Raw genomic sequence first — 20,162 nt, forward strand, 5'->3', positions numbered from 1 at the left:
TCCGCACCCAGGGGGAATGCCCGAGCCGGATCAGCCCACCAGATCCGGCGCCCGCAGCAGCTCGGGCGGGATGCCCCACGCGTCGACGAGGTCGACCGCGAGGGGCCGGACCTTGCGGCAGAGGTCGTTCACCTCACGGCTGATCGCCTTGGAACGCTGGACGGTCAGCCGGCCGTGCTCCATGAACCACGCCCGGTCCGCCTCGATCGTCGACAGGGTGAACAGGTCGCGGAGCAGGGCGAGCGCCGCCTTCTCGCCGCCCTCGGGCATCGCGCGCACCTTGTCGACGAAGGCCTCCGTCACCAGCCGCTCGACGTGCGCGCGGGCGAGCGCGATGACATGGTCCTGCACCTGCGAGAAGACGGCGCCGGGATCGCGCTTCTGGTCGATCCCGCGTTTGATCCGGCGGGCCACGCCGGCGAGCATGTGCTCCTCCCGGAAGCGGACCATGGCGAGCTGGTACTCGGGGTCGAGCAGACCGGCCTCCCGGTCCCACTCCTCCCCGCCGGGCAGCAGATCGCGTACCCGCTCGAGCAGCTTGTGGGCGGAGGTCCGCTCGATCACCGTCTCGACGGCGAGGCCGGTGACGTACCGGACCATGCCGCGCTGGTCGAGACCCTCGAACTCGCTCGCGTGATCCGTGAGCAGCCCCTTGGCCACGAGCTGCAGCAGGACGTGGTTGTCACCCTCGAAGGTCGTGAAGACGTCGCTGTCGCTCTTGAGCGCCGCGAACCGGTTCACCGCGAGATAGCCGGCGCCGCCGCAGGCCTCGCGGCACTCCTGGACGACCCGGGTGGCGTGCCAGGTGCCGAGCGCCTTGAGGCCGGCGGCTCGTGACTCGAGCCGCCGCCGCGCCCGCGCGTCCTCCTCGGCGCCCGAGAAGACGTCGTGCAGCTGCGCCCGCACCACGTCCTGCGCGAAGTGCAGGGCGTACGTCCGGGCGATGAGCGGCAGCAGCCGGCGCTGATGCAGGCCGTAGTCGAGGAGCACCTGCTCCTCGGCGCCCGGGGCCGCCGCGAACTGCCGCCGCCGCACCGCGTACTTCGTGGCCACCGCCAGGGCTACCTTGGCGACGCTGATCCCGGCGCCGCCGACGCTGACCCGGCCCTGCACGAGCGTGCCGAGCATGGTGAAGAAGCGCCGGTCGGGGTTGTCGATGGAGCTCGTGTAGACGCCTTCGGGGCTGACGTCGGCGAACCTGTTGAGGAGCGCCTCGCGCGGCACGCGCACCCCGTCGAACCAGATGCGGCCGTTGTCCACGCCGTTGAGCCCCATCTTGCGGCCGTCGTCCTCGATACGGACGCCCGGCGCCGGCTCGCCGCCGATCCGGACGGGTACGACGAAGGCGTGCACGCCCTCGGACCGGCCGCCGACCTCCAGCTGGGCGAAGACGACGGCCAGTTCGGCGTGCCGGGCCGCGTTGCCGATGTAGTCCTTGCGCGCCTGGTCGTCAGGGGTGGTGACGACGAACTCCTGGCGTGCGGCGTCATACCGCGCGACGGTGCCGAGCGCCTGCACATGGGAGCCGTGTCCGGTCTCGGTCATCGCGAAGCAGCCCATCAGCTCCCCGGTGATCAGGTCCGGCAGATAGGCGTCGTGGTGGCGCTCGGTGCCCAGGTGGAGGATCGCGCCGCCGAAGAGCCCGAACTGCACACCGACCTTCACCAGGACCGACAGGTCGCCGAAGGCCAGCGTCTCGAACGCGGCGATCGAGGCGCCGACGTCGCCGCCCCCGCCGTACGCCTCCGGGAAGCCCATGCCGGTCTGGCCCGTCGCGGCCATCTCGACGACCACCTCGCGCACCCGCTCGCGGAACGCGTCGATGCCGAGGTCGTCGGCCTCCGCGAGGACGGAGGCGTACGTCGTCAGATTGGTCCGGACGAGGCCGCGGATCCCGGCGTACTCGCCGTCGAGCACCGAGGCCAGGGTCCGGACGTCGATCTCGGGCCGTACGTAGCCGGTCGCAGGGGTGGTCGCGCTGTCGGAGGCCATGCCGCTTCGCTACCCCGCCGCCCAAGGATCAACCCGGGATGTCGGCCGAGTGGCCCACGTCTCAGGCCTCCCCACGCGGGTGCTTCCGGGAGGCCCGCCGTCGCCCGGCAGCCCACGAAGTCATGTCCGTTATGTGCCCTTAACTCCCTGTCTGGGAGTGAGGCACAGCACTCTCCGCAAGGTATTGCGCATGGATCCCCAGGCCCAGGGCAGGCGGCCGAACCGCCGGTGCTGCCGGCAGGGGGACTCGAAGGAACGAAAGGCCGTGCACGACGTGACCGCAGTACAACAGACCATCCATGTCGGTGGAGAGTGGCGCTCAGCACTCTCCGGCGACGCGCGCGACATCATCGACCCCGTCGACGCGACCGTCTTCGCGGTCGTCGCCGAGGGCGGTGCCCAGGACGCCGACGACGCCGTGGCCGCGGCGCGCGCCGCGTTCGACGACGGCGCCTGGCCGCGCACACCGGTCGCCGACCGGGCCGCCCTGCTGCGACGCGTCGCCGCCCTGCTCGAACGCGACCGCGAACGGATCGGGGCCCTGGAGAGCCAGGACGCGGGCAAGACGCTGGAAGAGGGCCGCGTCGACGTCGACTGCGTCCGCGACGCCTTCCTCTACTTCGCCGACCTCGTCGAGAAGGAGGACGGCGGACGGGTCGTCGACGCCGGTTCGGCGGACATCCACAGCGTCGTCGTGCACGAACCGGTCGGCGTCTGCGCCCTGATCACCCCCTGGAACTACCCGCTCCTCCAGGCCAGTTGGAAGATCGCACCCGCCCTCGCCGCCGGCAACACGTTCGTGATCAAGCCCAGCGAGATCACCCCGCTGACCACCGTCGTGCTGATCGAACTGCTCCTGGAGGCCGGACTGCCGCTGGGCGCGGCCAACATCGTCACCGGTCCCGGCCACACCGTCGGCGCCCGGCTCGCCGAGCACCCCGACGTCGACCTCGTCTCCTTCACGGGCGGACTCGTCAGCGGCACGAAGGTCGCCAGGGCAGCCGCCGACAGCGTGAAGAAGATCGCCCTGGAACTGGGCGGCAAGAACCCCAACGTCGTCTTCGCCGACGCCTGCGCCACGCCCGGGGGCTTCGACACCGCCGTCGACCAGGCGCTCAACGCCGCCTTCATCCACAGCGGCCAGGTCTGCTCCGCGGGCTCCCGCCTCATCGTCGAGGAGTCCCTGCGCGAGCGCTTCGTCACCGAACTCGCCCGCCGCGCCGGACGGATCCGGCTCGGACGCGGCACCGACGAGGGCGTCGAGTGCGGCCCGCTGGTCTCCGCCGCCCAGCTGGCACGGACCGAGGAGTACGTCGCCTCCGCCCTCGGCGAGGGCGCGGTCCTGCGGGCCGGCGGCGAGAAGCCCGAGGGCCCCGGCTACTTCTACCGGCCCACCGTCCTCGACCGGTGCCACCGCCGCATGAGGGTCGTCCGCGAGGAGATCTTCGGCCCCGTCCTCACCGTGGAGACCTTCCGCACCGAGGAGGAGGCCGTCACCCTCGCCAACGACACCGAGTACGGCCTCGCGGGAGCGGTGTGGAGCTCCGACGAGGACCGTGCCCGACGGGTCGCGGCCCGGCTGCGCCACGGCACCGTCTGGATCAACGACTTCCACCCCTACCTGCCGCAGGCGGAGTGGGGCGGATTCGGGAAGTCCGGCATCGGCCGGGAACTGGGCCCCAGCGGCCTCGCCGAGTACCGCGAGGCCAAGCACATCTACCAGAACCTCGCTCCGCGCCCCGTGCGCTGGTTCGCGGGCGAGACGCAGAAGGACCAGGCATGAACGACCAGCACGTGTACGACTACGTCGTCGTCGGCGGCGGCACGGCGGGGTCCGTGATCGCCTCCCGGCTGACCGAGGACCCGGACGTCAGCGTCGCCGTCATCGAGGGCGGCCCCAGCGACGTCGGCCGCGACGACGTCCTCACCCTGCGCCGCTGGATGGGCCTGCTCGGCGGCGAGCTCGACTACGACTACCCCACGACCGAGCAGCCCCGGGGCAACTCGTACATCCGGCACAGCCGCGCGCGGGTCCTCGGCGGCTGCTCCTCGCACAACACCCTCATCGCGTTCAAGCCCCTCCCCTCCGACTGGGACGAGTGGGCCGAGGCCGGGGCCGAGGGGTGGGACGCGGCGGCCATGGACCCGTACTTCGCCCGGCTGCGCAACAACATCGTCCCCGTCGACGAGGCCGACAGGAACGCCATCGCCCGTGACTTCGTCGACGCGGCCCAGGCCGCGCTCGGTGTCCCGCGCGTCGAGGGCTTCAACAAGCAGCCCTTCCACGAGGGCGCCGGGTTCTTCGACCTCGCCTACCACCCGGAGAACAACAAGCGGTCGTCCGCCTCCGTCGCCTATCTCCACCCCTTCCTGGACCGGCCGAACCTGCACATCGCCCTGGAGACCTGGGCCTTCCGCCTGGAACTCGAAGGCACCCGCGCCACCGGCGTGCACATCCGCACCAAGGAGGGCACGGAGCACGTCGTGCGCGCCCGACGCGAGGTCCTGGTCTGCGCGGGCGCCGTGGACACCCCGCGTCTGCTGCTGCACTCCGGCATCGGGCCGCGAGCCGACCTGGAGAAGCTCGGCATACCCGTCACGCACGACCTGCCGGGCGTCGGGGAGAACCTGCTCGACCACCCCGAGTCGGTCATCGTGTGGGAGACGCACGGACCGATCCCCGAGAACTCCGCCATGGACTCCGACGCCGGACTCTTCGTCCGCCGGGACCCGGAGTCGGAGGGGCCGGACCTGATGTTCCACTTCTACCAGATCCCCTTCACCGACAACCCCGAGCGCCTGGGCTACGAACGGCCCGCGCACGGCGTGTCGATGACCCCCAACATCCCCAAGCCGCGCAGCCGGGGCCGCCTCTACCTGACGAGCGCCGACCCCGAGGACAAGCCCGCGCTCGACTTCCGGTACTTCACCGACGAGGACGACTACGACGGCCGCACGCTCGTCGACGGGATCCGCATCGCCCGGCGGATCGCGGCGAGCGAGCCGCTGGCCGGCTGGCTGAAGCGCGAGGTGTGCCCCGGGCCCAAGATCACCTCCGACGAGGAGCTCGGCGCGTACGCCCGTCACGTCGCGCACACCGTCTACCACCCGGCCGGCACCTGCCGGATGGGGGCCGCCGACGACGAACTCGCCGTCGTCACACCCGATCTCAGGATCCGGGGACTCGACAACATCCGGATCGCCGACGCGTCCGTCTTCCCGACCATGACCGCCGTCAACCCCATGATCGGCGTCCTCATGGTCGGCGAGAAATGCGTGGACCTGCTGGGAGGCACCCGACGATGAACGACCTGACGCTGGACACCACCGAACCCGTCTTCTCCGTACGTGACCTGTGGAAGGTCTTCGGCCCGAAGGCCGACCGCGTGCCCGGCGACCCGGAGCTCGCCGGCCTCGACGCCGCCGAGCTGCGCGAACGCACCGGCTGCACCGCCGCCGTCCGCGACGTCTCCTTCGACGTCCGCAAGGGCGAGGTCTTCGTCGTCATGGGCCTGTCCGGCTCGGGCAAGTCGACGCTCGTCCGCTGTCTGACCCGGCTCATCGAACCGACCTCGGGCACGATCACCATCGACGGCGAGGACGTCCTCTCCATGGACTCCGGCCGGCTCCGCGCGCTGCGCCGGCACCGAGCGTCGATGGTCTTCCAGCACTTCGGGCTCCTGCCGCACCGGACCGTGCTCGACAACGTCGCCTACGGTCTGGAGATCCAGGGCCTGGGACGCGCCGAACGGCGTGAGCGGGCAGCGGAGTTCGTCACCAAGGTCGGTCTCGACGGCATGGAGCACCGCAGGCCGAGCCAGCTGTCCGGCGGCCAGCAGCAGCGGGTCGGGCTGGCCCGCGCGCTCGCGGTCGACCCCGAAGTCCTGCTGTTCGACGAGCCGTTCAGCGCCCTCGACCCGCTGATCCGCCGCGACATGCAGGAAGAGGTCGTACGCCTCCACCAGGAGGAGGGCCGCACGATGGTGTTCATCACCCACGACCTCACCGAGGCACTGAAACTCGGCGACCGCATCGCCCTGATGCGCGACGGCCGCGTCGTGCAGCTCGGCACACCCGAGGAGATCGTGGGCGCCCCCGCCGACGACTACGTGCGGGACTTCGTCCGGGACGTGCCGCGCGAGCAGGTACTGACCGTCCGCTCGGCGATGCGCCCCGCGCTCGCCGGCGAACACGGCGCCGGCCCCGCGCTCGCCCCGAGCGCCACCGTCCACGAGGCCATCGAGGCCGTCGCCCGTACGGGAGCCAACGCGCGGATCGTCGAGGACGGCCGGTGCCTCGGCGTCGTCGACCACGCGGCACTCCTCGGCGTCGTCGCCGGGGTCCCGGCCGTGACCGGGAAGGCGGTGGCCTGATGTACTCCCATACGACCTGGCCGCCGCCGTGCGGCACGACCGGTGCCCCCGCCCCCGGGCGGTGGGGCCGATGACCGTCACCCTCACCCCCGCCCCGCCCGGCCCCACGACAGCCGGCAAGACCACCGCCGCGGACAAGGCCACGACCCCGGTCAAGGCCGAGCCCGGTGTGCTCCGCGCGCTCACGCGCCACCGCGGCCGGCTCATCGGAGCCGTCACCGTCGTCGCGCTCCTCCTCGGCGCCCTGTTCCTGGGCGGCGGCAGCTGGCCGGCGTCGCTCGCCGTCGACCTGTCGGGACCGCTCGACCGCACCAGCGACTGGATCATCGACAACCGCGACAGCCACCCGCTGTTCCTCTACTTCCTCGGCCACGTCAGCAACGCCGTCGTCCTCTCCGTCCGCGCGGTCTACCTCGTCCTGCTCGCTCTCGGCTGGGCCGGCGTCACCGCCGCCGCCGGGCTCCTGGCCTGGCGGGTCGCGGGCGTCCGGCTCGCGCTGACGTCCGTCGCCGCCTTCGCGGTGTGCGGGCTGCTCGGCATGTGGGTGCCCACCATGCAGACGCTCGCCCTCATGGTCGTCGCCGTCGCCGCGTCCGTCCTGCTCGGCGGGCTCCTCGGCCTGGCCGCAGGCCTGTCGGACCGCATGCACCGGATCCTGCGACCGGTCCTCGACACCATGCAGGTCCTGCCGGCCTTCGCGTACCTCCTCCCCGTCGTCCTGGTCTTCGGCATCGGCGTGCCCGCCGCCGTCCTCGCCACCGTCGTCTACGCCGCCCCGCCCATGGCCCGCCTCACCGCGCTCGGACTGCGCGGCGCGGACGCCGGCGTCATGGAGGCCGTCGCCTCCCTCGGCGCCACCGGCAGGCAGCGGCTCCTTTCGGCCCGGCTTCCCCTGGCCCGCAAGGAACTGCTGCTCGGCGTCAACCAGTCGATCATGATGGCCCTCGGCATGGCCGTGATCGCCTCCGTCATCGGCGCGGGCGGCCTCGGCGACCGTGTCTACCAGGCCCTTGCCTCCGTCGACGTCGGTGCCGCTCTCGCCGCCGGCGTGCCGATCGTGCTGCTCGCCGTCGTCCTCGACCGGGTCACCGCCGCGGCCGGGGAGCGCGTCGGCACGGCCCCGGCCCCCCGGGCCCGGCTCGGCTGGACCGTCGCCCTCGCGGCGACCGCCGCCGTCGCCGTGGCCGGCCGCCTGACCGACCGCCTCTCCTGGCCCGCCGGGTGGACGGTGGACATCGCCGGACCCGTCAACGGGACGGTGGACTGGATGACCGCCCACCTCTACTCCGGCGTGCCCCTCGTCGGCGGTACCGCCGACTGGGCCGCACGGTTCACCACCTGGATCCTCAACCCCCTGCGCGACGGCCTCCAGTGGCTGCCCTGGTGGGCCGTCCTGCTGACCGTCGGAGCACTCGCCCTGCTCATCGGCACCTGGCGCACCGCCGCCACCGCCGTCCTCGCCATGGCCGCGATCGGCGCGCTCGGTGTCTGGGACCCGGCACTCGACACGCTGTCGCAGGTCCTGGCCGCCGTCGCCGTGACGCTCCTGCTCGGCGTCGCCCTCGGCGTCGCCGCGGCCCGCGGCACCCGCCTGGGACGCGCCCTGCGCCCGGTGCTCGACGTCTTCCAGACGATGCCGCAGTTCGTCTACCTGATCCCCGTGGTCGCCCTCTTCGGTGTGGGCCGCGCCCCCGCGGTCGCCGCCGCCGTCGTCTACGCGCTGCCCGCCGTCGTACGCATCACGGCCCAGGGCGTACGGGCGGTCGACCCGGCCGCGATGGAGTCCTCCCGCTCGCTCGGCGCCACCGGACGGCAGCAGCTCCTCCAGGTCCAGCTTCCCCTCGCACGGCCCGCGCTGCTCCTCGCCGTCAACCAGGGCGTGGTCCTCGTCCTCGCCGTCGTCGTCATCGGCGGCCTCGTGGGCGGCGGCGCCCTCGGCTACGACGCGGTCTTCGGCCTCGCCCAGGGCGACCTCGCGACCGGTCTCGTGGCCGGTGCGGCGATCGTCTGCCTCGGACTGACGCTCGACCGGATCACCCAGCCGACGGAACGCCGCGCACGCGCGGGAAAGGGGGCCTGAGATGGCTCGCACACGCATCGTCGCACTCGTGACCGGGGCCGCCCTGGCGGCCGGGCTCACCGGCTGCGGCGCCGCCGACATGACCAGCCAGGCCTCCCCGTACGCCGACGCCAAGAGCTCCCGTACGGTGACCCTGTCCGTCCAGTCCTGGGTGGGCGCGCAGGCCAACGTCGCCGTCGCCCAGTACCTCCTGGAGCACGAGCTCGGCTACCGGGTGGACACCGTCCAGATCGACGAGGTGCCCGCCTGGGACGCCCTCAGCCAGGGCCGGGTCGACGCCATCCTGGAGGACTGGGGCCACCCCGAACAGGAGAAGCGGTACATCGACGACAAGGGGACGATCACCCGGGGCGGCGACCTCGGGGTGACCGGCCACATCGGCTGGTACGTGCCGACGTACTTCGCCGAGAAGCACCCGGACGTCACCGACTGGAAGAACCTGAACAAGTACGCCGACGCCTTCCGTACGGCGGAGAGCGGCGGCAAGGGCCAGCTCCTCGACGGCTCCCCGTCCTACGTCACGAACGACAAGGCGCTCGTGGACAACCTGGACCTCGACTACCAGGTCGTGTTCGCGGGCTCGGAGGCGGCGCAGATCACCCAGATCAAGCAGTTCGCCAAGGAACGGAAGCCGTTCCTGAGCTACTGGTACAAGCCCCAGTGGCTCTTCGAGAAGGTCCCGATGACGGAGGTGGAGCTGCCCGCCTACAAGGAGGGCTGCGACGCCGAACCGGAGAAGGTGGCCTGCGCCTACCCGCACACCCCGCTGCAGAAGTTTCTCAACGCCCGCTTCGCGGACGGCGGAGGTGACGCCGCCGACTTCCTGAAGAGGTTCCGGTGGACGACGGAGATGCAGAACGACGTCGCGCTGATGATCGCCGAGCAGAAGCTGTCCCCGGAGGAGGCGGCGGGCCGCTGGGTGAAGGAGAACGAATCCACCTGGCGGACGTGGCTCCCCTCCTGACGCACCTCCGTCCGCGTGGCCGCGTCACCCACCGGGAGTGACGCGGACGCGGCGGGCGGTGTCGCGCAGCCACAGGGCGCTGCGCTTGGGCGTACGGCTCTGGGTGGCGTGGTCGACGCGCACGAGGCCGAAGCGCTTGTCGTAGCCGTACGCCCACTCGAAGTTGTCCAGGAGCGACCAGGCGAAGTAGCCGCGGACATCGGCACCGAGCGTCCGGGCCCGGGCCACGGCGGCCAGATGGGCCGCGAGGTACGCGGTCCGCTCGGTGTCCTCGACGAAGCCGTCGGCGTCGGGACGGTCCTCGTACGCCGCGCCGTTCTCGGTCACCACCATCGGGACGCCGGGATAGTCACGGGAGACCCGGAGCAGCAGCTCGGTGAGGTCGTGCGGCATCACCTCCCAGCCGAGACCGGTGACCGGGAGGCCGCCGTGCGGCAGGTGACGGGTGACGGGGACTCCCCGGGCATCGGCGGTGGCACCGTGCTCGTCGACCCCGGAGGTGCGCATCGAGCGGTAGTAGTTGACGCCCAGGGTGTCGATGGGGCTGCCGATGACGGCGAGGTCGCCGTCCCGGACCGGGATCTCGATGCCGCGCACGGCCAGGTCCTCGACGAGGTCCTCGGGGTAGCGGCCGCGCAGGATCGGGTCGAGGTAGAAGCGGAAGCCCAGGGCGTCGGCCCTGCGGGCCGCCTCGCGGTCGGCGGCGCTGTCCGTGGCGGCCCCGCTGGTGCCGAGGAGATGCGTGACGGCCAGGTCGAGCGGTCGGCGGGCGGCGGCGCGCAACCGCTGGACCGCGAGGCCGTGGGCCAGGTGCAGATGGTGCACGGCCCTCACACCGTCGGCCGGGGAGCGGCCGCCGGGGGCGTGGACGCCTTCGACATGGCCGAGGACGGCCGAGCAGAAGGGCTCGTTGAGGGTGGTCCAGTGGGTGACGCGGTCGCCGAGCCGCGCGTGGACGAGGTCGGCGTAGTCGGCGAAGCGGTACGCGGTGTCACGGGCGGGCCAGCCGCCGGCGTCCTGGAGCTCCTGGGGCAGGTCCCAGTGGTAGAGGGTGAGCCAGGGCGTGATGCCGCGCGCGAGGAGCTCGTCGACCAGGCGGTCGTAGAAGGCGATGCCGGCCGGGTTGACCGGACCGCGCCCGTGGGGCTGGACACGGGACCAGGAGACGGAGAACCGGTACGTGTCCAGGCCGAGCGCGGCCAGCAGAGCGACGTCCTCGGGCATGCGGTGGTAGTGGTCGCAGGCCACGTCACCGGTGTCGCCGTTGTCGACGGCCCCCGGGACACGGCAGAAGGTGTCCCAGATGGAGGGCGTGCGACCGTCCTCGTCGGCGGCGCCCTCGATCTGGAAGGCGGAGGTGGCGGCACCGAAACGGAAGTCCGGGGGGAGGAGGTCGATGAGGGCGTCGTGGTCGGCGGTGGTGATCATGAGGGGCCTTCTCCTCGGTCGGTGGGCGGGCGGAACAGCTCTGGGCCGCGGCGCGCGTACGGCCCGGACGCCGTCCGGGCGTCCGGGCCGTACGGGATGCGGGTCAGGGCAGTCGGTGGTCCGCGGTCAGCGCGGCACCGCGTTCGGGGCGGTACAGGTCGAAGCCCCGCGTGTCGCACTGCAGGCCGCCGACGATGCAGTGGTCGACCAGGGCCTTGAGGGTGCGCTCCTCCCACGCGTTGAAGAAGTCGTAGTGGAAGGAGTAGCCCCGGCCGCTGGAGAGCCGGACCTGGGACATGTCGCCGTTGACCGGCCACGCCATCTTGAACTCGATCATCGGCAGGGCGACCGGGTGGGAGGCCGGGCACATGTTGTCGTTGGTGCCGGGCTTGACGACCGTGTAAGCCATGTGGCTCTTGTGGTCGGGGGTGTCGAGGTACCTGCCGTCCCAGCAACTGGGGGCCTGCATACGCAGGTTGAGCTGTACGTCGGGCCGGCTCGGACAACTCGCCGGGAAGTCGGTGTTGAAGAAGCTGTCACCGCATTCCCAGCCCTCGACGAAGCCCTTGTGGCCGCGGAACTCCTGGGCGCTCTGCATCGGGTTGCCGACGACGAACCGCAGCCCCTTGGGGAAGGGACGGACGCTCCGGTAGTCGGTGACGCCGGCCTTGTAGTAGATGACCTGCGGGCCCACGGGCAGGATCTTCTGGTCGCCCTTGAACAGCGAGGGCATCCAGTACGCCGAGGAGTCCGCGGGCGCCTTGCAGGTGGTGTTCCCTCCGTAGAGCGAGCCGGTGGTGCTGGCGGCGTTCGTGGAGGTGTTGCCCATGAACGTGTGGTCGTGGGACGTGCCGAACTGCCCCGGGTAGACGATCGGGTCGTCCGCCGCGGTGTGGGTGACGGAGCAGCCGGCCTGGAACTCGTGGTGGTAGGCCGGGGGCGGGACCGCCTGGGACGGAGTGACGCCGGTGACCGGCGGGTCGGCGGGGATGTACCCGTCGCCGTCGGGGTCGTCGCCCGACGGGAGGGCGGAGGCGCCCCTCACGTGCGCCACGGGGGCTGTGCCGGCCGCGTGTCCGCCGTGGGCGGAGGCGGACGCCGCGGTGGCGCCGCTGTACGTGTCGACGGTCAGGGCGGAGACGCCCAGGGCGGTGGCGAGCAGTAAGGCGGACAGGGTCCGGCCACGGATTCTCATCGTGAACTCCTCGTTCTCCTCAGGGGGTCAGCTGTAGATGCCGAACTCGTGGAGCGAGTAGCCCCAGCCCGTGCCGCGGGCGGTGAGCCGGAGCTTGACGTACCGGGCGGTGGCGGCCGTCTCGACGGTGTCGATGTCGCCGTTGCCGGTGGTGGTCGAGTGGACGGTCCGCCAGCTGGTCCCGTCGTCGGAGACCTGCACCTCGTAGGCGCGGGCGTACGCCGGGTCCCAGACCAGCTGGAGCCGGTTGAAGGAGCGGACCGAGCCGAGGTCGACCTGGATCCACTGCGGGTCGCTCCAGTCGCTGGCCCAGCGGGTGCCCGTGTTGCCGTCGGTGGCGTTGGTGGCGGGGCAGGGGCAGTCGCCGTAGGAGGCCTGGGCGGAGGAGGCGGTGGTGGGCCTGTTCAGGGCGATGTTGGTGCCGGCGACGGGCGGGGCGACGACCTTGACGGACTTCGTCTCGATGCCGGCGTTGCCACGGCCGTCCTCGGCCTGGATGTAGACCTTCCACACGCCGAGCTTCTCGGGGGCGGTGACGGCGAACGTGCCGTTGCCGGTGGAACGCCACTGCGCGTCGACGAGACGCTTGTCGCCGTTGGCGTAGTTCCCGCTGAGGTAGATCTTGGGGGTGATCTGGTCCCCGTCGGGGTCACGGATGTCGGCGCGCACCGTGAACTCGCGCCCCGCCGGGGCCGCGGAAGCCGGATTGACGGTCATGTTCGTGATGACCGGCGGGGTGTTGTCGCTCGCCGTGGAGCCGGTGTACGCCTTCTTGACGGCGTAGTACGACAGGCGCTTGAGCCCGTCGGGCACGAGGTTGAACCAGATGCCGCCGAAGTCGTGCTCGAGGCCGTAGTGGAAGAGGGTGGCGCCCAGGGCGACGCCCTGGTGTCCGGTGACGCACCCCCACGCCCTGGTGTAGCCGTCGGCCTTCTGGACGTCGGTGGGCTCGTCGGGGATGCCGTTCGCGTCGTCGGGCACCTCCCACTCGCCGGCGGGGCCGCCCTCGGTGATGATGTACGGCTTGGTGTAGCCGCCGTCGATCCAGTCCTGCCGCACACCGCAGATGTCGCCGTAGGCGTTCATCGAGTAAAGGTCCAGGTCGGGCGCGTTGCGCTGGTAGTACGGCCAGGCACCGGTCCACGCGTCCGTCGAGGTCACGGGGTGGTCGGAGTCGAGGGAGTGGATCCTCTTGGCGACGTCGTTGACGAACGTCGTGTACGCGTTGCGCTGGGCCTCAAGCTCGGTCCCGCCGTAACAGTTCTGCAGACCGAGGACGGACTCGTTGCCGACGTTCCACATCAGCGTGGCCGGGTGGGACTTGTAGGTGTCGACCCACTTTGCGACCTCGGTGAGCATGGTGTTCTTGTACGCGGTGTCCGTCACGTAGTTCACACAGCCGCCGGAGCCCGGTCCGCCTCCCGGCTGGAGCCAGAAGCCGTTGATCACCCGGACGCCGTGGGCGGCCGCGGCGTCGAGCAGGGGCTTGCTGGAGGCGTCCGTCCCCCAGGTCCGGACGGTGTTGACGCCCATCGACCTGAGGTCCGGCAGGTAGCGGGGAGCGTCGGCCATGGCCGGGCCCCAGGTGAGGCCCTTCACGGTGTACGGCTGTCCGCCGACGGTCAGCTGCCAGTCGCCCTGCGAGCCGGCCACCTTGACCGCGCCCGGGCCGGGCTGCGTGGCGCCGCCGCCGTACACCTGGAACTCCCACAGCGAGTAGCCGTAACCGGTGCCCCTCGTCACGCCCTGGAGGCGCACGTAGCGTCCGGTACCGGTGACCGCGAGCTCGTCGGTGCCGCCGTCGCCGGCGGTCACGGACCTGACGGTGCGCCAGTCGGTCCCGTTGTCGGAGAGCTGGATGTCGTACGCCTTGCCGTAGGCGCCCTCCCAGTGCAGTACGACGCGGCTGACGTCCGTGCGGCCGCCCAGGTCGACCTGGAGCCACTGGGCGTCGGTCCACTGGCTCGCCCAGCGGGTGCCGGTGAGGTCGCCGTCGACCGCGGCGGCCGCGGACCAGGCCGCGCCCTCGGTCGACGAGGCGGTGGCGGGCTTCCCCTGGGAGAGGAGGGTCTCCGCCGCGGTGGCGGGCGCGGAGGTCAGCAGGGTGGTGGAGGTGGCGAGCAGGGCACCCAGGGAGATGAGTGAGCCTGCTGTACGGGCGCGGGCACGCCTTCGTGTCGTCGGGACGGTGGTCGCGGTCATGGCGGCTCCTGGACGGAGGAGGGAAGGGGTGGGGGCCGGGACGCGCCGGACGGAGGCGCGTCCCGGCGGGACCGTCAGGGGAAGGAGACGACGGTGGACGGCACGGTCGAGGAGCCGGCGGGGATGGTGGACGCACCGGTGTCGTTGATGACGTGGTTGTAGTGGCCCATGCCGCCGAGGGACACCACGAGGAGGCTGTGGAACTTCACGCCCGGCTTGACGGGTGCCTTGAAGCCGTGGTCCTGGACGATGGTCGGGTCCACGTTGTAGTTGCAGTAGCTGCCGAGGCCCCACGCCTCGTGGGTGTTCACCGAGTCGTCGACGCGGTAGGCGGCGTATCCCTTCGTGGTGCCGTTCTGGATGGCGGCCTGGTTCGGGGCGTCGTACGCCTTCTCGTTCTGGTAGAAGATGGTGCGGCCGCGCTCGCCGTACCACTCGACGTCGTACTTGTTGAAGTGCTCGACGAACAGGCCGGTGGCGAGCACGTCGTCGCCGTTGACGCGGACGCCGTAGTCGGCGCGGTTGGTCTCCCAGCCCCAGCCCTCGCCGTGGTCGGCGCGCCAGACCCAGGTGTGGTCGATGATCGTGTCGTCACTGTTGACGACCATGCTGGTGGTGGCCTTGCCCGCGCCGGCGCCGCCGATGCGGATGTACACGTCCTGCACGGTGGTGGGGTTCGCGGCGTGGTCCGCGCCGGCGCCCTGCGGCCCGATCTCCAGCAGGGTCGGGGAGTTGACCGGCCCGGCGTCGATCAGGAAGCCGGCGAGCCGGACGCCGTCGACGTCCGCGACCCTCATCGCGGTGACGCCGTTGTCCGGGATGATCGTGGCGAGGCCGAGGCCCAGCACGATGGTGTTCGCCCGGTTCACGTCGATGGTCCGGTCGACGTGGTAGACGCCCGGGGTGAAGAGCAGGTGCAGGCCCTGGGCCAGCGCCTGGTTGATGGTGGCGGCGGTGGCACCCGGCTTGACCACGTAGAACTGGCTCAGCGGGATGGACTCGCCCTGCGGGGTGCCGGCCCAGCTGACGCCGCGCGCGTTCGTGCGCTTGGCGGGCGCGAACACCTTGTACTCGTTGCCGTCGAGGTACAGGAAGGGCTTCTCGCGGGAGATCGGCGTCGTGTCGAGCGTGGTGTAGCGGGGCTCGGGGAAGGAGGTCGCCGGAGCGCCCTCGACACCGGAGAAGACCTGGTTCCAGACGCTGTTGGACCAGCCGCCGATCGAGCTGTCCCGGGTGTACCACTGCTGCTGCGAGTAGTTGCCGATCTGGCCGTCGACCTTGGAGTCGGCGATGTAGCCGCCGCTGGCCCAGCCGTAGCCGTTGGGGGCGAGGTTGAGACCGCCCTTGACGTGCATGCGGCGGAACGAGGACGCCTGCGAGACGGCCCACCGGTTGGTGCCGTTGACCGGGGCGACGGCCAGGTTCTCGGCGCCGCGCCAGAAGTTCTGGGTGGCGTTGCCGTTGAACCAGCCGGCGTCGACGGTGATGTCACCGTTGATGGTGGTGTCGTCGGGGCGCAGTCCGAGACCGGCGATCTGGGTGTAGAAGCCGAGCTGGGCGTTGAGGCCGTTGTACGTGCCCGGCTTGAAGAGGAAGGCGTGCCGGCCGGAGCCGAACTGGGCCGACTCCTGCTCCTTGAACACCTGGTCCAGCCTGGCCTGGATGCCGGGCGTGGACGGGTCGAAGACGTGGACGTTGGGGCCGAGATCGCCGCCGCCGGGGAGGGTCGGGCCGCCGCCGTCGGTGGAGCCGTAGACCTGGAACTCCCAGAGCGAGAAGCCGTATCCGGTGGCCCGGGTGAGGCCGTTCATCCGGATGTAGCGGCCGGTTCCGGAGAGGGTGACGTCGTCGGTGCCCCCGTCGCCGGCGGCGACGGAGGTGACGGTCCGCCAGTCGGTGCCGTTCTCGGAGGACTGGATCTGGTAGCTCCTGCCGTAGGCGTTCTCCCAGGTCAGGACGGCGTGGCTGAGCGTGGCGCTCTTGCCGAGGTCGACCTGGAGCCACTGGGCGTCCTGCCAGGAGCTGGCCCAGCGGGTACCGGTGAGGTTGCCGTCGACCGCGGCGCTCGCGGCGAAGGCGGGGCCCTCGGTGGAGGAGGCGGTGGCCGTCTTCCCCTGCGAGAGCAGGGTGGGGGCGGCGTGTGCCGTGGTGGCGGGGGCGAGGGCGAGCAGGCTGCCGGCAAGCGACGAGACGAGCGCGCCGACGGTGGCCCGTCGGACGGCTGAGGCGGGACGCCGGGGGACCGGCGGGGACCCGAGGGAGGACATGGGTCTCCTCTGGATGCAGGGGGAAGGGTGGAGAGCGCTCTCGCGCTCCCCGAAACCTTGCCTGCGCGGCGAGTTGACGGTCAAGGCATAGGACATGGCTTTTCTTTTGTCTTTCATTAAGTGTCGACCTCAACGGGCGAGCCGCCCACGGTGCGTGCGCATGCCGGTGGGAGGGGGGCGGGCAAGGAGCGCCGCCGCCCTCCCGGAAGGTCACCCTGGCCGAGGGCCCGCGCCCGCGACGGGCGGCCCCGAGTCAGCGCGCCGTCGCCTCCCGGTGCGCGCGGATGAGGTCCGCGTACCGGCGGCCGCTCGTCTTCACGGTCCTGCGCTGGGTGGCGTAGTCGACGTGGACGAGGCCGAAGCGCTTGTCGTAGCCGTAGGCCCACTCGAAGTTGTCGAGCAGCGACCAGGCGTAGTACCCGGCGAGCGGGGCGCCCTTGCGCAGGGCGCGGGCGCACGCCGCGAGGTGCTGCTCCAGGTAGCGGGCACGCTCCGGGTCGTGGACCTCGCCGTCGGGGCCGACGCTGTCGGGGAAGGCCGAGCCGTTCTCGGTGACGTACAGCTCCTGGATGCCGTACTCCTCCGTGAGCCGCAGCAGGAAGGCCTCCAGGCCGCCGGCGTCGATCTGCCAGTCCATGCCGGTGCGGGGCACGTCGGGGAGACGGACCTCGCGGGCGTACGGGACGGGGCCCGCCGGGTCGTCGGCGACGGTGACCGGGAAGTAGTAGTTGAGGCCGTGCCAGTCGAGAGGGGCGGCGATGGTCTCCATGTCGCCCTGCCGCTCGGGGAGTTCGACCCCGTACAGCTCCCGCATGTCGGCGGGGAAGCCCCGGCCGTGGACCGGGTCGAGCCACCAGCGGTTGGTGTGGCCGTCCATGCGCGCCGCGGCGGCGATGTCCTCGGGCCGGGTGGAGGCGGGTGTGACGGTCGAGTGGTTCGTGACGAGTCCGACCCGGGCGCCGGGGACGGCGGCGCGGATGGCCCGCGTCGCGAGGCCGTGCCCGAGGAGAAGGTGGTACGAGGCGCGCACGGCGGCCGTGAGTTCGGTGAGACCGGGGGCCATCCGGCCCTCCAGGTGACCGATCCACCCCGAGCAGAGGGGTTCGTTGAGGGTGGCCCAGCGGGTGACCCGGTCGCCGAGGCGCTCCGCGACGACGGAGGCGTACGCGGCGAGGTGCTCGGCCGTGGCCCGCTCGGTCCAGCCGCCGTGGCTGTCGCGCACCCGGTCCTGGAGGGCCTGCGGCAGGTCCCAGTGGTAGAGGGTGACGGACGGGGTGATCCCGGCGTCGAGGAGGCCGTCGACGAGCCGGTCGTAGAAGTCGAGCCCGGCCGCGTTGACGGGCCCGTCGCCGCCGGGGACGACGCGCGGCCAGGCGACGGACAGCCGGTACGCGTCCGTGCCGAGCTCCTTCATCAGGGCGATGTCCTCGGGCCAGCGGTGGTAGTGGTCGCAGGCGGTGTCACCGTGGTCGCCGTTGTCGATCGCGCCGGGGACACGGGAGAAGGTGTCCCAGATGGACGGAGCCCTGCCGTCCTCGGCGACGGCGCCCTCGATCTGATAGGCGGAGGTCGCCGTGCCCCAGGCGAAGTCCGGGGGAAAGGCCTCCAGATCGAGGGAGGCGAGGGAGTCGGCATCGGTGGATTCGGACACAGGGAACCTCTTCGTGTTCGGTCGGGAGAGGGGCGTCGTCGGTGGGGACGTCGTCGGTGGGGACAAGGGCGCCGTCGACGGCGGGAGGCGTGCCGGTGCGGGGAGGCGCGCCGGCATGGGAAGGGGTGTCACTTGACCGCACCCGCCGTGAGGCCGGCGACGAGGTAGCGCTGGAGGAGCAGGAAGCCGACGACGACGGGGACGCTCACCACGAGGGAGGCGGCCATCACCTGGTTCCAGTACACGTCGTTCTGGGTGGCGTACCCCTGGAGACCGACGGCGAGCGTGCGCGTGGAGTCGTTGGTCATGACGGAGGCGAAGAGCACCTCGCCCCACGCCGTCATGAAGGCGTAGACGGCGACCGCGATGATGCCGGGGGAGGCGGCCGGGACGATGACCCGGAACAGCGCGCTGATCGGCCCGCAGCCGTCGACCTTGGCCGCTTCGTCGAGTTCGCGCGGGATCGAGTCGAAGTAGCCGGTCAGCATCCAGATGGAGAACGGCAGTGAGAAGGTCAGATAGGTGAGGATCAGCCCTTCGCGGGAGCCGAAGAGGGCGATGCCGGTGGCGTTGCCGATGTTGACGTAGATGAGGAAGAGCGGCAGCAGGAAGAGGATGCCGGGGAACATCTGGGTGGAGAGGACCGTCACCGTGAAGGCCCGCTTGCCCCGGAAGGTGTGGCGGCTGACGGCGTACGCGGCGAAGATCGCGACCACCACCGAGAACACCGTGGCCGCGCCCGCCACGACGATCGAGTTCACGAAGTAGTCGGCGAGCGGGACGGTCTCCCAGATGTCGACGTACGGGCGCAGGGTGAGCCCCGACGGGACCCACTCGAACGTCCCCGAGACGTCCTCAAGGGGTTTGAGCGAGCTGGAGACCATCACGTACACCGGCAGCACCACGAAGGCGGTGAGCAGGGTGAGGAAGATCCGCCGGGTCCAGAGGAACGACCGGGACGCGGCCATGGGGGAGCGCGGGGTCCCCCGCCGGCCACGGCCGTGAGCGTGCTCAGACATCGGAGGTCCTCCTTCCGCGGGTGGTGAGCAGGAGGTAGACGCCCGTGACGACGAGGAGGAACAGCAGGAGCAGCACGGACATGGCCGAGCCGGTGCCGAAGTTCCACGTCTGGAAGGACGACTGGTAGATGTGGAGCGAGATCAGGTCGGCGGCTTCGGGCGCCGCCTTGCCGAAGAGCACGAACGGCGTGTTGAAGTCGTTGAACGTCCACAGGAACAGGACGAGCACGAGGACCTGGTTGACGGACCGCAGCGACGGCAGGGTGACGTGGCGGATCTGCTTCCAGACGCCGGCCCCGTCGAGGGAGGCCGCCTCGTACATGTCCCGGGGGATGTTCTGCAGTCCCGCCATGACGGTGAGGAAGGCGAACGGCCAGCCCTTCCAGACGGAGACGACGAGCAGGGCCCAGAAGCTGTTGTCCCCGATGAGCCAGAAGGCCGGGCTCTCGCCGATGCCGAGCTGGTCATGGAGGACGTGGTTGACGAGGCCGTTGTCCCGCTGGAACATGAACGCCCACGTGATCACGGCGGCGTAGACGGGCAGCGCGTACGGGACGAGGAACAGGGTCCGCAGGAAGCCGCGGCCCCGGAAGTTCTCCTGGAGGAAGATCGCGGCGGCCGTACCGAGGAGCCAGCACAGCCCCACGGACAGGACGGTGAACAGACACGTCGTCAGGAACGACTTCAGGAGCGCCTCGCCGACGGGGGCGTCGAAGTCGATCGCGACGGTGTAGTTGTCGAGCCCCGACCAGGGAGCGTCCGACCAGCTGCGGATGTAGAACTGGGTGAGCTCCTTGAAGCTCATGGCGATGCCCATGAGCATCGGGACGAGGTGGACGAGGAGTTCGAGGAGCAGGGCGGGCAGGAGCAGGAGATACGGCAGTGCGATGCGGCGACGCCCGGAGCGGCGTGGTGCGCGCGCCTCTCCGGGTGTGGCCTTGCGCACCGTCCGCTCACTCGGGGGAGTGACGACGGTTTCGGTCATGAGGGG

At 71.3% G+C, this 20,162-nt stretch carries 13 protein-coding genes; 5 read left to right on the forward strand and 8 right to left on the reverse strand.

Annotated elements, in window-relative coordinates; genetic code table 11:
- Positions 1 to 30: 30 nt before the first annotated feature.
- Positions 31 to 1,992 carry an acyl-CoA dehydrogenase family protein gene (locus ACZ4VK_RS10460; RefSeq protein ID WP_468350554.1) on the reverse strand — a complete coding sequence of 654 codons (1,962 nt, stop codon included), beginning with the start codon at positions 1,990 to 1,992 and terminating at the stop codon, positions 31 to 33.
- A gap of 274 nt (positions 1,993 to 2,266) precedes the next feature.
- Here ACZ4VK_RS10460 and ACZ4VK_RS10465 point away from each other — a divergent pair, with 274 nt between their 5' ends.
- The 5 genes from ACZ4VK_RS10465 (at position 2,267) to ACZ4VK_RS10485 (ending at position 9,409) form a co-directional block, all read left to right on the forward strand.
- Complete coding sequence (locus ACZ4VK_RS10465) at positions 2,267 to 3,775, forward strand: aldehyde dehydrogenase family protein (RefSeq protein ID WP_468350824.1); 1,509 nt, start codon at positions 2,267 to 2,269, stop codon at positions 3,773 to 3,775.
- Positions 3,772 to 5,298, forward strand: coding sequence for a GMC family oxidoreductase (locus tag ACZ4VK_RS10470; RefSeq protein WP_468350555.1), 1,527 nt, complete (start codon positions 3,772 to 3,774; stop codon positions 5,296 to 5,298). Before ACZ4VK_RS10465 ends, ACZ4VK_RS10470 begins: the two co-directional genes overlap by 4 nt.
- Positions 5,295 to 6,365: a quaternary amine ABC transporter ATP-binding protein gene (locus ACZ4VK_RS10475; protein WP_468350557.1), complete on the forward strand. Its 1,071-nt coding sequence runs from the start codon at positions 5,295 to 5,297 to the stop codon at positions 6,363 to 6,365. The genes ACZ4VK_RS10470 and ACZ4VK_RS10475 overlap by 4 nt, the downstream gene beginning before the upstream one ends.
- A gap of 70 nt (positions 6,366 to 6,435) precedes the next feature.
- Positions 6,436 to 8,445: an ABC transporter permease subunit gene (locus ACZ4VK_RS10480; protein WP_468350559.1), complete on the forward strand. Its 2,010-nt coding sequence runs from the start codon at positions 6,436 to 6,438 to the stop codon at positions 8,443 to 8,445.
- 1 nt (position 8,446) lies between these two features.
- Positions 8,447 to 9,409, forward strand: a complete 963-nt coding sequence (locus ACZ4VK_RS10485; protein ID WP_468350561.1) for an ABC transporter substrate-binding protein — start codon at positions 8,447 to 8,449, stop codon at positions 9,407 to 9,409.
- Between the two features lie 24 nt (positions 9,410 to 9,433).
- Here ACZ4VK_RS10485 and ACZ4VK_RS10490 read toward each other — a convergent pair whose 3' ends face one another.
- The 7 genes from ACZ4VK_RS10490 to ACZ4VK_RS10520 all read right to left on the reverse strand — a co-directional run bounded on the left by ACZ4VK_RS10490 (position 9,434) and on the right by ACZ4VK_RS10520 (position 20,156).
- Positions 9,434 to 10,837 (reverse strand): GH1 family beta-glucosidase, encoded by a 1,404-nt coding sequence (locus tag ACZ4VK_RS10490; protein ID WP_468350562.1) that lies wholly within the window; start codon positions 10,835 to 10,837, stop codon positions 9,434 to 9,436.
- A 103-nt stretch (positions 10,838 to 10,940) separates the two neighbouring features.
- On the reverse strand, positions 10,941 to 12,032 hold the full coding sequence (locus ACZ4VK_RS10495) for a DUF1996 domain-containing protein (RefSeq protein WP_468350564.1): 1,092 nt from the start codon (positions 12,030 to 12,032) through the stop codon (positions 10,941 to 10,943).
- A 27-nt stretch (positions 12,033 to 12,059) separates the two neighbouring features.
- Positions 12,060 to 14,234, reverse strand: coding sequence for a discoidin domain-containing protein (locus ACZ4VK_RS10500; protein WP_468350565.1), 2,175 nt, complete (start codon positions 14,232 to 14,234; stop codon positions 12,060 to 12,062).
- Positions 14,235 to 14,308: 74 nt separating this feature from the next.
- The gene (locus tag ACZ4VK_RS10505) at positions 14,309 to 16,501 is read right to left on the reverse strand and encodes a discoidin domain-containing protein (RefSeq protein ID WP_468350567.1); all 2,193 of its coding nucleotides are present in this window, start codon (positions 16,499 to 16,501) and stop codon (positions 14,309 to 14,311) included.
- 253 nt (positions 16,502 to 16,754) lie between these two features.
- Positions 16,755 to 18,152, reverse strand: coding sequence for a GH1 family beta-glucosidase (locus ACZ4VK_RS10510; RefSeq protein ID WP_468350569.1), 1,398 nt, complete (start codon positions 18,150 to 18,152; stop codon positions 16,755 to 16,757).
- 128 nt (positions 18,153 to 18,280) lie between these two features.
- Complete coding sequence (locus tag ACZ4VK_RS10515; protein WP_468350826.1) at positions 18,281 to 19,120, reverse strand: carbohydrate ABC transporter permease; 840 nt, start codon at positions 19,118 to 19,120, stop codon at positions 18,281 to 18,283.
- A gap of 43 nt (positions 19,121 to 19,163) precedes the next feature.
- Positions 19,164 to 20,156, reverse strand: coding sequence for a carbohydrate ABC transporter permease (locus ACZ4VK_RS10520; protein ID WP_468350571.1), 993 nt, complete (start codon positions 20,154 to 20,156; stop codon positions 19,164 to 19,166).
- Positions 20,157 to 20,162 lie beyond the last annotated feature (6 nt).

Source organism: Streptomyces sp. NPDC028711 (assembly GCF_055565415.1).

What these genes read in the sequence shown, in the direction of transcription:
- ACZ4VK_RS10460 (WP_468350554.1), bottom strand. Translation starts at nt 1,992, where the DNA reads ATGGCCTCCGACAGCGCGACCACCCCTGCGACCGGCTACGTACGGCCC.
- ACZ4VK_RS10470 (WP_468350555.1), top strand. Translation starts at nt 3,772, where the DNA reads ATGAACGACCAGCACGTGTACGACTACGTCGTCGTCGGCGGCGGCACG.
- ACZ4VK_RS10475 (WP_468350557.1), top strand. Translation starts at nt 5,295, where the DNA reads ATGAACGACCTGACGCTGGACACCACCGAACCCGTCTTCTCCGTACGT.
- ACZ4VK_RS10480 (WP_468350559.1), top strand. Translation starts at nt 6,436, where the DNA reads ATGACCGTCACCCTCACCCCCGCCCCGCCCGGCCCCACGACAGCCGGC.
- ACZ4VK_RS10485 (WP_468350561.1), top strand. Translation starts at nt 8,447, where the DNA reads ATGGCTCGCACACGCATCGTCGCACTCGTGACCGGGGCCGCCCTGGCG.
- ACZ4VK_RS10490 (WP_468350562.1), bottom strand. Translation starts at nt 10,837, where the DNA reads ATGATCACCACCGCCGACCACGACGCCCTCATCGACCTCCTCCCCCCG.
- ACZ4VK_RS10495 (WP_468350564.1), bottom strand. Translation starts at nt 12,032, where the DNA reads ATGAGAATCCGTGGCCGGACCCTGTCCGCCTTACTGCTCGCCACCGCC.
- ACZ4VK_RS10500 (WP_468350565.1), bottom strand. Translation starts at nt 14,234, where the DNA reads ATGACCGCGACCACCGTCCCGACGACACGAAGGCGTGCCCGCGCCCGT.
- ACZ4VK_RS10505 (WP_468350567.1), bottom strand. Translation starts at nt 16,501, where the DNA reads ATGTCCTCCCTCGGGTCCCCGCCGGTCCCCCGGCGTCCCGCCTCAGCC.
- ACZ4VK_RS10515 (WP_468350826.1), bottom strand. Translation starts at nt 19,120, where the DNA reads ATGGCCGCGTCCCGGTCGTTCCTCTGGACCCGGCGGATCTTCCTCACC.
- ACZ4VK_RS10520 (WP_468350571.1), bottom strand. Translation starts at nt 20,156, where the DNA reads ATGACCGAAACCGTCGTCACTCCCCCGAGTGAGCGGACGGTGCGCAAG.